Below are 14,454 nucleotides of genomic sequence, written 5' to 3'. Positions count from 1 at the left end.
TTTTCTTTGATGTATTCGATCTAGCATAGATCGAATACATCAGAGAAAAGTCTTAGTTAATTAGATAAAAAGTTAGTGCTCCTGCAAGAAATCCAATGAATGCCATCCATGATATTTTTTTAAGATACCATCCAAAAGGAATTCTGTCAATACCCATTGCTGCAACTCCTGCTGCAGATCCAATAATCATCATTGAACCTCCTGTTCCAGCACAGTATGTTAAGAATGTCCAGAAGTCACCATTCTGCACAAAGTTACTCAAATATCCTGTTGCTCCAGCTTGAGCTGTTTCGTACATTCCCATTGTAGCTGCGACAAGAGAAGAGTTGTCAACTACCGAAGACAGGGCTCCAATGGCTAAGTTGATACCATATATATTTCCAATATGTTCATCCAGATACTCTGCAATAAGGTCTAATTGCCCTGCAGATGCCAATGCTGCAACAGCAAGAAGTATTCCTGTGAAATAGAGTATGGTAGGGGTATCTAATTTTTTTATGATATAGCCAGGATTAAGTCTTCGTCTATCCTCTGCCTTCCTCTTACGGCGAGAGATAACTTCTGTAAGGGTCCACATGATCGAGAGTCCTAAAAGCATTCCCATGTAAGGTGGAAGTCCAGTCCATGTTTTTAATATCGGAACAAATAGAAGTGCAGCAACTCCAAGGAAGAATACCAGATTCCTTTCAAAAGGAGTCGTAAATACTTTGGTCTCTTCTTGGTCTAGTGTTGGTTTAACTGCTTGTCCTTTGACATAAAAACTTGCAATGATGAGAGGAACAAGTACATTCACAATACTTGGGAGCAGTACTGCTTTGATTAAACTGACTGTTGTTACTTGTTCCCCAATCCATAACATGATGGTGGTAACATCACCAATAGGAGACCATGCTCCACCAGCATTAGCCGCGATCACAACAATACCACCAATAAGCCATCTCTCTTCTTTGGCCGAAATAAGCTTGTTGAGTAGTGAAATAATAACAATTGTGGTTGTTAAGTTGTCTAAAACAGAACTCATAACAAAAGCGAGTATCCCTATGATCCATAGTAGCTTGACTCGACTTCCTTGGTGAATTTTCTGGGTAATAACCTTGAATCCCTGATATCTATCTATAATTTCCACTATAGTCATTGCTCCGAGAAGGAAGAATACAATGGAGGCTACCTCTGATAGATGTGAGTAGAGTTCGGTGTTAAGAATAAAATCTGCTGCACCAATAATCGAGTTGGCGTTGGGGTGAGTTGACAGAAATTCATGCCAGCTATGGCTATAACCAAGTGAAAGAATATCAAAACCATTTAGGGAGTATACCACCCATACTGCAACTCCCATAAACAGGGCCGATGCCGTTTTACTAATTTTGATATTCGATTCAAATATAATCGCTAGGTATCCGATTATAAAAACAATCAACATTAATGAGAACATAGTAATATGTTTTTTATAAATAAAATAATGTGTAGTTCATGTAATTTGTCGTTTAGAACGTTCTATGGTTTCTTAATTAGCTGGGCAAAGGTAGTTGCAAACTGCTCTCGTTGTTCTCTTGTTGAGTAAAAAAAAGTTAAAAGATAGTTTTGGTAAATTCTTGTGTTGGGTGTAAATGTTTGATACCTAGTCTTTATTGTCCTTCTTTTTAGGCTTACATAATGATTTTTTAACTTCACTTTCTCTTGAGCATTTTTTGCAAGAGTATTTCTCATTGCCACTTTTGTTTCCTGTCGATTCTGTTTTACACTTCTTCTTTGCCATCAATTATTTTTTCTAATTAATACAAAGTAGAGTGCTGATTGTTTATGCTATACCATGTTTTTTTAAAACATCTAAAACACCATGGTCTTGATTGCTGGCAACGACATTAAACCTGTTTTTTAAGTCAGAAGGACTATTCTCTACCACATAGGGATTTCCAATGATAGTGAGAAAATCGAGGTCGTTGTAGTCGTTTCCAACCCCAATACTGTGCTCTAAATCTATGGAGAGGGTATGACTTAAAAATCGAACAGCTTTTCCTTTTGATACCTCTCTATGAAATATCTCAATCCAACAGAATGATGCGTCAATAGGTGATGTCGCTCGAATAACTTGAAGTTCGTCCGAAATAGAGTGAATTTGTGTTGTTATCGATTGAATGAGATCTTCGTTATTTGGAATAAAAACCATGAATTGGGCAAGTTCATTATTGAGTGTGGTAAGATTTCGGTCCAAATCTCTCTCGTGTGCATAGAGGTACTGATCAAAATGTTTACACGGATAGTTTTCTTTGTAATATAAATTTTGATTGAAGGGGACTTTCTGTGTGTATATGAAATTATATTTTTGTCGATCAAGGAAATCAAATACTATACGACAAGTGTGCTTTGAAAGATTGTTAACATGAATAAGTGACTGTTTAGATGTGTCATATATGCCAGCACCTGAAGAAAAGATGATAAAATCAAAGAGTTGAATATTCGTTATTGCTCTTCTAACTTTTTCTAAATTACGACCAGTGGCAATAACCTTGATTGTATGAGAGGGAATTTTATTTATTGCATCATATAGTGATGATGGAAGCTGCTCGTTGTTGTTTAGTAGCGTCCCATCTAAATCTGTAATCCACATTTTTTTCTGCATATATGATCCGTTTTGAGTCAAATTTAGTAGTTTCTTTGAAAGAAATATTTATCACATCCCAATAATACCTATTTTTGTTTAGTTAAATCGGATTATCGAATTTTTTAAATGCTATAACTATATTATGGAACCAATTAGGGACGAAAAAGTTGTTCTTTTTAATCAATCAATGAAATTGTATGAAGATGCAATAAAGAATAGATCAAGTCGTGCTTTGCAGAAATTTCTGATGGATACGCAACCTCTTGAACTGTTGGTGGAAAATCAAGATCTTTATGCGCAACTAAGAATGGCACGTTTTGATGCTTATAAATTAATTGGAGAGTTTCAGTACGCACAAAGAGAGTATAAAGCATTTATTGCAACTTATGTTGATGCTCCGGTTATTGATTGGATTTTTAAATTATCAGATCTGTATTTTACAGCATTTGTATACTCTAAAGGTGCCGAGGCTGATAAGTGGATCGAAGCAATGGGGCAAGTGGTTGTTGCATATAAAGCTCGAAGTGAAGCGGCCAAAATAGACCGCTATCAAAGGTTAGCTTTGGCTAATATCCATGCTTTCTATTTACTAAATAAAGGAGATCACTCTTCCATTAATTCACTCTATGAGACTTTTAAGTTTCAACCTGTTGAAATAGCTCTGTGTAATGATCCCAATGCACTACCGTATCTTTATGGGAATATGATGAAGGGATTATGGTGTGCCATTTTGTTGAAAGACAAAGCCCTATTGACGAATTTATTGAAAGTTATCTCCATAGATGATGAAACTCTTTATGGTGAAAAAGACCTGTTTACTCTTTTCTATAAAACCGTAATGGATGTTGTAGATACCAAATCCTCTTTTAAAGATGAATTTAATTTGTTCTTTGTAAAAAAGGATTGGAATAAAAACACTTCTGATATTGCTTACATATTAAATTCTATTAAAGGACAACTAACTCCTGCTTTGAAAGCATATTTCGGTGTTTTTTAAATTTTTTAGTTGAACATTATTCCACTTTAGCTGTCTCAATAATATATAAGTTAAAGAGATGGCTGATTATGAATAAAGAGGAAGTATATCATATTGTAGAGCGTTTTCATCATACCGTAGTTTATGATGGGGCACAAATATCTTTTATTGATGTTGAAGAACAAAAGGGGGCTATAGGCCAACTCATTGTTTCATTACGTAGTGTCTCATTAAATGCAGTAGACTGTATGTATGACCGCTTTAGAATATGGTCGTTCATTTTTGATGGTTTACATCGAATAATAAAGAAAATTTGGTCTCCGGATGATAATTATATTCGTTATCGTTGGATGACTGACCACCACCACTGGTTTATTTCAGATCTGCCTTTTACATTAAAAGATATATATGAAGGGGTATTAGGGCATCAAATAAATAAGAGTGGGAAATACCGGATTGACTACTTCTCTTTTAATGATCCCCGCCGACAGATGATATGTCTATTTCAATGTGAAAATAGGCGAGAAGAGGGGGTCTGTTATACAAGGAGAAACAGTATAGGGGTGCTAAATAAAGCCAATCAATGTGTATATAATTTACCTCAATTAATCTCAAAAGATTATTACTATCAAATGTCACGATTTGATTCAATGTTCGATGCAGTAGTAAAAGACGTATATCAGAAACTATCTAAGGGCTATGCTAGTTTGTTCTTTATGCTCCGGTTCTAAAAGTCTCTTTAGAACCGGAATACAATCGGATTATAGTTTTATTACTCCTTCAACTTGATCCACTTTTTTATACAAGTCAAGTATCTCGTCCGCATTTTTTACCGTTGTTTTTAACGAAACGGAGACGTATTTCAGATCTTTTGAACTACGCATGACCACTTTATTTGGTTCAGGCATCATTGCTTTTACAATGTTGACTTTATCGTCCTGATTTGGCACGATAAATTTAAACATATAAGCTTTAGGCCATGAGTCATCTTCCTTTAATATCTCTTCTAGTCTTTTGTATGGATCTAACATGTCTATAAATTTTATTACAAAGATAGTGTTTCAACGGGGTAAAATTAAAACTTCATTTTACTTTTTGTAGTATGTTGATCACTATCGAATACTTAATTGATGTAATTAAAGCTCAGGGTGATCTTCTTTGTATTGTTTTAAACAATAACAAGTGAGAACTTCTTTTGATCAGCAAATGTTGAATTTGATGTTTTTTAATGGATGTGTCTCGTATAGGATCGAAGGGCAAGACAAGGTACTCCGTTTTTTTTTGACGAGTGGTTCTCCCCTAAATTGTAATGTTCATTCTCCCTTTAGGTCTAGTCCCTCAATTTTTTGGCGCTTTCCGAAACTTGGTGTGTGGACCATATTAAATAGAACAATGCTCATATACCATTATCACATCCGACCTCATCAATATCACCTTACTCTGACCAACAAGCTACTATCACCTGCTTTTCCCCTGAGATGGCTCGAAGTTCATTCCAAGTTCACTCGAAGTTCATTCATCGATTTCCCTTTTTGGGTGAGGGAATTTCGAATATACTTGGAATGACACCCAAGAAAAAACAGGTGATAGTAGCATGTTAGTCAGGTGATGACGGCTTTAAGGGTTCTTTATGAATCTCTATTTATCTAAAACATCTTAAACTCACAGGTTGTATCCTTTAGGACAATATTTCAATGATTCGTTATCCTCTTCCATCTTGAATGTGTTGTCCAATAATCACCCTGCCTTAATAGGCATCTAAACTCTTCTATGTTACTAGTTTTGATGAAGGCGATATGTGGCATGGAGAATACAGGAGTGTGATTGCAATCAATTCTGTCTCCGAGCTGGAGCTGTACGTTCCTCTGAGGGGGCATAAAGAGCATGAATTACCTCATTAAGGTGGTTCATGGTTCTTATGATAACTTGGATAGAAAAAGTGCTTCTACTTTAGGAAATAACAGACATCTTAGATAGGGTTTCCTTCGTAGTTTATTGATACTTCAAGGATACTTCATTGATACTTCATTCATCAAAAATGTTAAATAGATGAATATTCTATGGTGATGCTATAGGTTTGGAGATGCAAAAGAGTTAACAAGCCATAACGATATGTGTTCGTGATGTTTTTGATGAAATTATTATAGTAACGGGTTCAAAAAGCCTAAACCTACTAAAACGATGGTCTGTTTGTCGTAATTTGATTGGAGAATATAGCTTTGCCTTGATGATTTGATTGCAACGATAAGTGGTTACCCATCAAATCTCGGAAAAAGCCAAATAGACTAGGTCAATCGTAACTTGATGTATATTCTCAATTGCTATGTGTGGCATAGATGTAGTGATTGTTGTTGCACCTTTGTGACGATTCAAATTTCAACTTATTCATATTGTATTTTTTCGTGTTTTATGAGAAACCAGATATCCATAATTGAAAATATTTGATTTAAATGTCCTTAAACTGATCTGTTTGTTGAAAAAGTTCAGATAAAATGATCTATTATGGCACTTTTGTTGTTATACAAGTAGAAAGTGCTTGGTTCAATGGTGTGGCTCTGCCTGACCAATGAGTGTTTTGAATAAGGAATAGAAACTCTATGTGTAATTAATTTTTTTTGATGAATAGAATACGATTATTATTTATCATGTGTGTAGCAACATTATCATCATTTGCTCAACAACAAGATACTTTGGTCAATAAAAATTTAATTGACCATACGACTGAACTTGTGAGTAAAACGTTAGATAAAGTTACTTTTACTCATGATAAATACTCTTTCTCTTTATATCCAATGTTAGGTTTTGGTCCTCAGACTGGTTTTCAAGTTGGAATAATGCCTGTCTTTCGTTTTATCCCCAAGGACACACTAAAGGCAAACGAATTTTACCGACCTACAACATTGATCCCTTCCTTTATGGTTTCGGCCCAAGGACAGTTTAGCTTTGAGGTCGACTTCTTAATGTATACTAAGTCTAGATGGATCTTGATGTCCAATATTAAGATCAATGAAACGCCTAATGATTTTTATGGTATAGGTAATAATGACAGTAGTGTGGTTCCTACGGATTATACTTATTACAACCGGATGTGGTCTGGCGAAGTTTCCAAAGGGGTGACCGAAGAGTTTTTTATAGGTTTTCGGTTTTTAATATCTCATACGAAAAATGAACTTGATTTGGATTCAGAGCCTGATGCAGTTCCTTTAGATGAATCGGTGTATGGTTTTGATGGGGGATATGCAATGGGAATAGGTCCTGTTGTGAGGTATGACACAAGGGATGATATTTTATTTCCTCGAGACGGTTTCTTTGGGACTAGTTACTATTTGAATTTTCCTAAGGCTTCGTTTAATGATTATTCATTCCAAAAATGGGTAGTTGATTTAAGATATTATAAGAGTTTAAAAGATCCCAATAGGGTCCTTGCGTTTCAGGTGTTTGCAGATTTGAATTTTGGGGAAGTTCCATTTTATTTGATGAGTAAATTAGGGGGGAAGAAAGCATTACGAGGGATTGAACATCCGTTTCGTTACATTGATGAAAAGGTGTGGTTTACAAGAGCAGAATATCGAAGGATGTTTAAAAATAGATTTGGTTATGCTGTTTTTGCAGGATTGGGTAATGAATTTGGTTCGAATGACAATAGAGCTTTTAAAGATATTAAAGTAGTTTATGGAGCAGGTCTGAGGTTTAAAATCCTTCCCGAGGATAATCTAAACTTTAGAGCAGACGTTGGTTTTGGTCCCCATGGTCAAAATTCAATATATTTGACAGTATTAGAAGCATTTTGAAAAAACGATAGATGAAGAAATATTTATTAGGAGTCTTATTATTGATTTTAAGTGGCCGTGTTTTGGGTAGCAATCAAGATAGTACTTCTGTCACGTCCCCTGAGACAACCCCTACAGTTCAGCGATGGCTTGAGGCGTTTGTCGATTTTGTTACAATTGATAAAGAGACTTACTCTTTGAGTATGTATCCCGTGGCTGGATATGATCCTCAGTCTGGTCTTATATTGGGAATCAAACCTCTATGGACATTATATGGTGACGGAGGTAAAACAACTACCATCGCAACAGAGTTTTCGTATTCTACAGAGGGTTTTGTTGTTGCAGAGGCAGATCTAAATGGATATACAAAAAGCAATTGGAATATTATTACTTCAGTAGGGTATTATCGAAAAGAGAATCAGTGGTATGGAATTGGTTTAGAAGGAGATGTTGAAGATTATTCGATGTTTACAAGTAATGAGTTTCTGCTATCTGGAGGTGTTTCAAAAGGTTTTGGGAATGTCTATATTGGATTATTTTTTGATATTCAAACCATGGGAATTGCTTCAATCGAAGGAGATCTTTTTACTCCGGATGTTCCTGGTTATGATGGAGGGTTTATTATTGGTTTGGGACCAATGTTGCGATATGATAGTCGTGATAATGTAGTATATCCATTTAGTGGTTTGTATGTTGATTTAAAAGCTCTTCACTATGCCTCATGGATGGGAAGTGATTATGAGTTTTCAACATTATCATTAGATATAAGATATTTCAATACATTTGGTTTACCAAAAAAGAATGTATTTGCTTTTCAGAGTGTTTTCAAAAATAGTAGTGATGAGACTCCCTTTTTCCGTATGCCAGTATTAGCCGACAAGAATAGCCTTAGAGGTATTTCGAATCCGAACAAATATTTGGATAATAATATGTGGTATGTGCAAGGAGAATATCGGAGAGATCTCTGGTGGAGGCTTGGAGCTGTTGCCTGGGTTGGTGTAGGAAATGACTACTCTTTATCAAATAAGGGGTTCTTTGATGATGTCAAATGTGTATATGGTATAGGTGGACGCTTTAGGATAGATAATAAAGAAAAGGTCCATTTACGAGCAGATCTTGGCTTTGGACCAAATGGAGATAGTGCACTGTTTCTGACATTTCTTGAAGCTTTTTAAGTTTTATTTCAAAATGTTATGTCTAGGGTGTTTTTCAATTACAATGATATTCCTCATCTTTGTAATCGTAAGGGAAAAGCAAATTTTTCATAGGAATTTAGGTTAGGTTAGGTTTGAGGGTGTCTATTTAGATACCCTCTTTTTTTTGTTGTATTATACCTAATATCCTAGCTCCTCTTTTGTAATAAAAATTTGCTCTGCTATTTATATGAAAAAGATAGTGTTAACATGATCTTGTCAACACCACCTTTCGTCTTGTTATCTATCCATCCGATCTTGATACAGTATTAATACCTCTAGCATTTTTAAGTTTCTGCATTAAGAACTCAAGGTGCCCTAAATCATATACGTATACCTTAATTATCCCTTCGATTTGTCCATTGCCCGAGTCAAAAGATATCGATCGCATCTGAATGCCTGCCTCTTTGGATACTAATTGCGAAATATCGCCAACGATATTTGTTTGATCTAGTCCAGTAATATGTAAGGTTGCTTGGAATGATTTTTTCGTATTGTTTTCACCTTTCCATTTTGCCTTCAACATTCGATAAGGATACCTTTCTAACATTTGAGGTGCGTTAGGACAAGTTCGACGATGTATCTTAATTCCTTCTTTGATCGTAACGAATCCAAAAATATCATCTCCTAGGATTGGGTTACAGCATTTCGATAGTTTATATACTACATTTGTTATGTTGTTGTCAATAACCAGAAAATCATCAGATCCATCTATATTAAGGTCATCGACTAAATCTTCACCAAGAAGTGCTTCTAAGTTTGTTTGCGTAGTATCGTTGTTGTTCGCCTTCTCTTCCTTTTGAGTGATAAAATTTTTGATGTCAAGGATGTCAATCTTATCTTCTGCAATCTTAGCATAAAGGTCTTTAGATAGCTTAATTTTACAATAATCTAGTACCTCTTGAATAATACGATCATTATAGTCTATCTTCCAGTTTTTAAATTTACGCTTTACAATCTCTTTTCCTTGTTCAGCTAATTTACGTTGCTCTTCATTAAGGCTAACTTTGATTCTAGATTTTGCTTTCGTAGTGACTACAAACTCTAACCAATCCATCTTTGGTTTTTGAGATTTAGAGGTCTCAATAGAGATATGATCTCCATTTTGTAGTTTGTGTTTAATGGATACTTTTTTCCCATTAACAAGTCCACCAACACATTGATCTCCCACTTGAGAATGTATATCGTAAGCAAAGTCAAGAAGTGTAGCATCAGCACGTAGCTTCTTTAGGTCTCCTTTGGGTGTAAAGACAAAAAGTTCATCTTCATATACATTGGTCTTAAACTCATCGATAAAATCGAATGGGTTAAGGTCAGGGTTCTCTAGGATCTCTCGAACTGATTTCAACCAATCATCAAAACTTCCAGATTCTTTCCCTCCTTTATATCTCCAGTGTGCTGCGAGTCCATTTTCTGCCGTATCATTCATTCTTGTTGTACGGATCTGTACTTCTACCCATCTACTTCCTGGACCTAAAACGGTTGTATGTAATGATTCATAACCATTTGATTTGGGAATCGAAATCCAGTCTCTCAGTCTATTGGGATTCGTTTGGTAATGTTCCGTTACAATAGAAAAAACTTGCCAACAGTTTGATTTTTCTTCGTGCTGTTCTGAATCTAGAATGACACGAATTGCAAAGACATCATGTACATCTTCAAAATCGACTTTCTTTTTTTGCATTTTATTCCATATCGAATAAATAGACTTGGTGCGGGCTTTCATTTCAAATTGAAATCCTTTCCTTTTTAGTTTATCTTCGATAGGTTTTACAAATTCAGAGACAAAATTTTCACGAAAAGAGCCTGTCTTTTCTAGATTCTTATCAATAAAATAGTAGTCTTCAGAATGAATTGTTTTTAACCATAGATCTTGAAGTTCTGAATTTATCTTATACAGACCAAGACGATGAGCAAAAGGAGCGTAGAGATAGTTTGTTTCGTGGGCGAAGGACATCTTCTTCTCTTCAGGGAAGTAGTGAAGATTTCGCATGTCTCTGAGTTGATCTGCAATTTTGACTAAGATAACACGAATATCACCTGATAAGGTCATCATTAATCGACGAAAGTTATCGCTTTGAATTGCAATATTATCTTTGTCTAATGAGTTGATCTTTGTTAAGCCTCTTAGTATTACTACAACTGTTTCGCCATAAGATTCATTAATTTGGTTTAGATATTCTTCAATATCCGTTTGTAGGGCAGTTGTGTTGTGTAGGAGTGAGGCAATAATAGAGTCTGACGCTAATCCCATCTCTTCCCCTGCAATTAACGCGACTCCAAGAGAGTGTGCATAGTAGGGTTCTCCATCTGGTAGCTTCCTGTTGGATAGGATGGATGATGCCAGTCGTCTTGCGTTATCAACTTTATCTATCTCTTCTTCTTTAAGCTTTGAGACACAATATGATTTTAATTGATCTTCAAGCTCTAATATATATAGTTCGTCTTTGTTTGTCATTCGATAAGATATTATTTATTCGGGTCTTCTCTGAAAGGGATAGGAGATGGGTACTCAGGTAGTTTGGTGTAATCAAATTGAACTGTAAACGAGAAATTATCTCTCTTATATCGGGTATATACAGATCCTCCAATTTGATGAAATGGTTTAACCATATTTTGTATCTGTCTACTGTTAGAGAATGCATAGCTTCCATGTATACCAGCTCCTACTTCAAAATGATCATTTAGTTCGTATGCTAAATAGGCACTTCCTCCAATTTGTTGAAAATTAGCATAACCATTATACATTGTTGGAAAGTCATTAGAACTAGAGAGCCATAGGTTGTGGTTGCTAACAAAAGGTTCTATGCTATATACAATTCTTTTAGAGAGTCGTCCTTGAAGTAGTGGATTTACATACATTCCTAGTTCATTGTAATTGTCAAAATCTGTTTGAAAGTATGTTCCCACTTCGATGTTGAGATCACTATATCCAATAGAATCTTTTGGGATGATAATATGGGGTGAAATGAAATATGGCCTAAACATATCATAGCTATTATATCCATAGTATCTATCATACAAATTTCGTGATATGGATCTGTTTTCTTGAGCATCAGAAGTGTGTCCTAGAAGACAAACAAATAATGTCATAAGTATTGTTTTGATATATGTAGAAAATAATTTCATTTTTTCATTTTTTATAGTAATTCAAAGCTAAAAAAAAATATGATTCTAAAATCTTAAAGCTATATTAAAGCCCTTATATTTTCCCTTTTTTAATATATGGTTTGATTAAACAAGTTTATAGGAACTATTGTTTCAAAAGTATACGTAATTAATTATGTCTCATGATGTATAATGATCTGTCTAAATATTGTTTTCGTTCTATAACTCTTGATGATTCTACTAAGAGACCATCATTTATGACACGTTATGATCAAAAGTTTATCATCCCGTCTGAGTCTTTAGATGTTATATTGGGGTATCTTCAAAAATCATACCATGTGTTGAAAGTGAATGAATCATGGTTGCAAGAGTATGAAAATCATTATTACGATACAGCGCGTTTAGATCTTGCTAGAGATCATTTAAGGGGAAAGCGTCCTCGTTATAAACTCAGAAAAAGAATTTATATTGATACAGAGGATTGTTATTGGGAAATGAAGTGTAAAGTGGTTGGTGGGCAGATGGTGAAGAAACGTATCAAAGCCTCGATGAATGGTGCTGAGAGATTTATTAATGGGTTTGAGATTCCTATTGGTATTGAAGCGTTGAGAAATTCATTAAAAAATAACTATTTTCGAGCTTCATTTTATTCATTAGAGAGTAATGAGAAAGTTACTATCGACCAATCCTTGAAAATTCTACAAGATAATCAATGGGTTGATATTTTAGAGGGGTTTGTTGTGGTTGAAGTTAAAGGGATGCACTTTAATGAAAGTAGCTTTGTCCAATTTCTAAGATCACACTCTTTTCGATCGATTAAATTTAGTAAGTATTGTTTTGGAATAGGAATGTTGCACACTCAATTTTTCCCACATAAGAGAAAAGCAGTGTTGCACTATTTAAAGAGTTTAAAATAGTCTTTATGAATGACCTTTTTTCTATAATCCCATGGGCCATAGTTAGTCCTGCACTTTTAGAGATCGTATCTGTATTTGTGATTTTTGGATTAATATTTACCCCATCAACTTACCAACGAAGGGATTTTCTGTTTTCGTATGTTACGATAAGTATTAGTGTATTTATTCTCGCGTTCTTGCTTCATCATCTTGAATTTGAGCTTTCTTTGGCGGTCGGATTATTTGCAATCTTTGGTATTCTACGATTTCGAACAGATCCGATTCCAATAAAAGAGATGGCGTATCTGTTTGTCAGTATTGCGATGTCCATTATTAATGCACTCTCTTTTGATTTCTTTTTTACACATCAAGTGTTTATTGCCAATGTGATGTTGTGGATTGTTTTGGCTTGGATGGAGAGAGTATTGTATCATAAGAAAAATGCCTCTATGCCAATGGTTTATGATCGGATTGCACTGCTTGCTCCTGATAAAGAGTCTGAGTTGTTGGAAGACCTTCACAAACGTACTGGTTTGAATGTGATTCAAGTAAAGGTGAAACAGTTTGATCTATTGAAAGAAACAGCAGATATTATTGTCTATTTTTCCTCTTAGAATGCCCTTGGAAAAGTTATCTTTGCTACGATTATAAGGAAAACTATTGATGAGCGCGATGAGTAAGAGTGTAATGTTAGCAATGAGTGGAGGAACAGATAGTAGTGTGAGTGCTATGCTTCTTCAAGAGCAAGGGTATTTAGTGAAAGGCGTAACCTTTCGTATGTATGATACGGAGGATGATGTTCCTGAATTTGTGAAGGATGCAAAAATATTGGCACTACGACTCGGAATTGAACATTATACTGTTGATATTCGCCAACATTTCAGAGATGATATAATTAAAGTGTTTACACAGCAATATAAAGATGGAATCACTCCTAATCCATGTGTGTTGTGTAACAATACCATCAAATGGCCATATCTAGTAGAGGCTGCGGATAAATATGGTTGTGAGTATATCGCAACTGGCCACTATACAAAAGTGTCGAAAGTGGATGGTCGATTCTACATTGATTCAGGTTTTGATCCTGAAAAAGAGCAATCATTCTTTTTGTGGGGATTAGATCAAAGTATACTGTCTCGAACGATATTTCCCTTGGGAGAGTTTACTAAAGATGAGATCCGTGAAATGGCCTCACAAAGAGGATTTGAAAAGGTTGCTACTAAGAAAGATTCTATGGGTGTGTGTTTCCTTCAAGGACAAGATTATCGTCACTTTATAAAGAAAGAGTATGACAATAATAAAATTGATATCTCCAAAGGAAATTTTGTTGATGAAGAGGGAGTCGTACTTGGTCGACATAATGGGGTTCCTTTTTATACTTTAGGTCAAAGGCGTGGTTTAGGGATTAACCTTAACAAGGCACTTTATGTGATTGGTATCAATGGTGATAAGGATGAGATTATACTCGGTGATAAATCAAATTTAGAAGTCCGTCGCATTGTCTTAGAGAACCATCTGATTACTGACCCTGATGTGATGAAATATAAAGAGTTGGAGGTTCGGATACGCTATCGTAAGCAATATGTGTTAGGGCATGTTGCAAGAGTTGATGGAGATGAAATGGAAATTATTCTACATGAGCCTGAAATATTAGAAGCACCTGGGCAAACGGCTACACTCTATCATGATGGTCGTATTTTAGCTGGAGGGTGGATAAAAGAGAATTATCAAGAATAAGTAAAAAAGGCTGTTTCGTAAAACAGCCTCTTTATTTTTTACAAATTGACCTTTGTATGGTCATTTGTGTTTGGATAACTAACAGAATATTACTTCTCTATCAATGTGAATGTAGATCATGTTGTTTCAACTATTTAAAATGGCACGATATATAGTCATCTTACATGTATCT

General features: G+C 35.1%; 13 protein-coding genes. 7 read left to right on the top strand and 6 right to left on the bottom strand.

Annotated elements, in window-relative coordinates:
• Positions 1 to 52: 52 nt before the first annotated feature.
• The 3 genes from nhaD to K5X82_04810 form a co-directional block, all read right to left on the bottom strand.
• Positions 53 to 1,438 carry a sodium:proton antiporter NhaD gene (gene nhaD, locus K5X82_04820; GenBank protein ID QZT39082.1) on the bottom strand — a complete coding sequence of 462 codons (1,386 nt, stop codon included), beginning with the start codon at positions 1,436 to 1,438 and terminating at the stop codon, positions 53 to 55.
• A gap of 180 nt (positions 1,439 to 1,618) precedes the next feature.
• On the bottom strand, positions 1,619 to 1,756 hold the full coding sequence (locus K5X82_04815) for a hypothetical protein (GenBank protein ID QZT38227.1): 138 nt from the start codon (positions 1,754 to 1,756) through the stop codon (positions 1,619 to 1,621).
• A gap of 42 nt (positions 1,757 to 1,798) precedes the next feature.
• The gene (locus tag K5X82_04810; GenBank protein ID QZT38226.1) at positions 1,799 to 2,620 is read right to left on the bottom strand and encodes a Cof-type HAD-IIB family hydrolase; all 822 of its coding nucleotides are present in this window, start codon (positions 2,618 to 2,620) and stop codon (positions 1,799 to 1,801) included.
• 124 nt (positions 2,621 to 2,744) lie between these two features.
• On the opposite strand from K5X82_04810, the gene K5X82_04805 reads away from it, so the two are divergent.
• Together K5X82_04805 and K5X82_04800 are read left to right on the top strand one after the other, a co-directional pair.
• Complete coding sequence (locus tag K5X82_04805; protein ID QZT38225.1) at positions 2,745 to 3,599, top strand: hypothetical protein; 855 nt, start codon at positions 2,745 to 2,747, stop codon at positions 3,597 to 3,599.
• A gap of 68 nt (positions 3,600 to 3,667) precedes the next feature.
• On the top strand, positions 3,668 to 4,309 hold the full coding sequence (locus K5X82_04800; GenBank protein ID QZT38224.1) for a hypothetical protein: 642 nt from the start codon (positions 3,668 to 3,670) through the stop codon (positions 4,307 to 4,309).
• A gap of 30 nt (positions 4,310 to 4,339) precedes the next feature.
• Here the strand turns inward: K5X82_04800 and K5X82_04795 are convergent, their stop codons facing one another.
• Positions 4,340 to 4,609, bottom strand: a complete 270-nt coding sequence (locus K5X82_04795) for a DUF493 domain-containing protein (GenBank protein ID QZT38223.1) — start codon at positions 4,607 to 4,609, stop codon at positions 4,340 to 4,342.
• Between the two features lie 1,587 nt (positions 4,610 to 6,196).
• Between K5X82_04795 and K5X82_04790 the strand changes: the two genes are divergently transcribed.
• Complete coding sequence (locus K5X82_04790; protein QZT38222.1) at positions 6,197 to 7,369, top strand: outer membrane protein assembly factor; 1,173 nt, start codon at positions 6,197 to 6,199, stop codon at positions 7,367 to 7,369.
• An 11-nt stretch (positions 7,370 to 7,380) separates the two neighbouring features.
• Positions 7,381 to 8,523 (top strand): hypothetical protein, encoded by a 1,143-nt coding sequence (locus tag K5X82_04785; GenBank protein ID QZT38221.1) that lies wholly within the window; start codon positions 7,381 to 7,383, stop codon positions 8,521 to 8,523.
• Positions 8,524 to 8,785: 262 nt separating this feature from the next.
• Here the strand turns inward: K5X82_04785 and K5X82_04780 are convergent, their stop codons facing one another.
• Both K5X82_04780 and K5X82_04775 read right to left on the bottom strand, forming a co-directional pair.
• The gene (locus K5X82_04780; protein ID QZT38220.1) at positions 8,786 to 10,999 is read right to left on the bottom strand and encodes a RelA/SpoT family protein; all 2,214 of its coding nucleotides are present in this window, start codon (positions 10,997 to 10,999) and stop codon (positions 8,786 to 8,788) included.
• An 11-nt stretch (positions 11,000 to 11,010) separates the two neighbouring features.
• Positions 11,011 to 11,634, bottom strand: a complete 624-nt coding sequence (locus K5X82_04775) for a hypothetical protein (protein ID QZT38219.1) — start codon at positions 11,632 to 11,634, stop codon at positions 11,011 to 11,013.
• Positions 11,635 to 11,906: 272 nt separating this feature from the next.
• Between K5X82_04775 and K5X82_04770 the strand changes: the two genes are divergently transcribed.
• The 3 genes from K5X82_04770 to mnmA are packed head-to-tail and all read left to right on the top strand — an operon-like array spanning position 11,907 to position 14,282.
• Complete coding sequence (locus tag K5X82_04770) at positions 11,907 to 12,566, top strand: VTC domain-containing protein (protein ID QZT38218.1); 660 nt, start codon at positions 11,907 to 11,909, stop codon at positions 12,564 to 12,566.
• 5 nt (positions 12,567 to 12,571) lie between these two features.
• Positions 12,572 to 13,159, top strand: a complete 588-nt coding sequence (locus K5X82_04765; protein ID QZT38217.1) for a DUF4956 domain-containing protein — start codon at positions 12,572 to 12,574, stop codon at positions 13,157 to 13,159.
• A 58-nt stretch (positions 13,160 to 13,217) separates the two neighbouring features.
• Positions 13,218 to 14,282, top strand: a complete 1,065-nt coding sequence (gene mnmA / locus K5X82_04760; GenBank protein QZT38216.1) for a tRNA 2-thiouridine(34) synthase MnmA — start codon at positions 13,218 to 13,220, stop codon at positions 14,280 to 14,282.
• Positions 14,283 to 14,454 lie beyond the last annotated feature (172 nt).

Source organism: Prolixibacteraceae bacterium, assembly GCA_019856515.1.
Classification (GTDB): domain Bacteria; phylum Bacteroidota; class Bacteroidia; order Bacteroidales; family Prolixibacteraceae; genus Halosquirtibacter; species Halosquirtibacter xylanolyticus.
This window is presented reverse-complemented; position numbering and strand designations above follow the sequence as displayed.

Bases quoted from the DNA above. Each gene is read 5' to 3' on its own strand.
- K5X82_04815 (QZT38227.1), bottom strand. From the start codon at position 1,756: ATGGCAAAGAAGAAGTGTAAAACAGAATCGACAGGAAACAAAAGTGGC.
- K5X82_04810 (QZT38226.1), bottom strand. From the start codon at position 2,620: ATGCAGAAAAAAATGTGGATTACAGATTTAGATGGGACGCTACTAAAC.
- K5X82_04805 (QZT38225.1), top strand. From the start codon at position 2,745: ATGGAACCAATTAGGGACGAAAAAGTTGTTCTTTTTAATCAATCAATG.
- K5X82_04800 (QZT38224.1), top strand. From the start codon at position 3,668: ATGAATAAAGAGGAAGTATATCATATTGTAGAGCGTTTTCATCATACC.
- K5X82_04795 (QZT38223.1), bottom strand. From the start codon at position 4,609: ATGTTAGATCCATACAAAAGACTAGAAGAGATATTAAAGGAAGATGAC.
- K5X82_04790 (QZT38222.1), top strand. From the start codon at position 6,197: ATGAATAGAATACGATTATTATTTATCATGTGTGTAGCAACATTATCA.
- K5X82_04785 (QZT38221.1), top strand. From the start codon at position 7,381: ATGAAGAAATATTTATTAGGAGTCTTATTATTGATTTTAAGTGGCCGT.
- K5X82_04780 (QZT38220.1), bottom strand. From the start codon at position 10,999: ATGACAAACAAAGACGAACTATATATATTAGAGCTTGAAGATCAATTA.
- K5X82_04775 (QZT38219.1), bottom strand. From the start codon at position 11,634: ATGACATTATTTGTTTGTCTTCTAGGACACACTTCTGATGCTCAAGAA.
- K5X82_04770 (QZT38218.1), top strand. From the start codon at position 11,907: ATGACACGTTATGATCAAAAGTTTATCATCCCGTCTGAGTCTTTAGAT.
- K5X82_04765 (QZT38217.1), top strand. From the start codon at position 12,572: ATGAATGACCTTTTTTCTATAATCCCATGGGCCATAGTTAGTCCTGCA.
- mnmA (QZT38216.1), top strand. From the start codon at position 13,218: ATGAGTAAGAGTGTAATGTTAGCAATGAGTGGAGGAACAGATAGTAGT.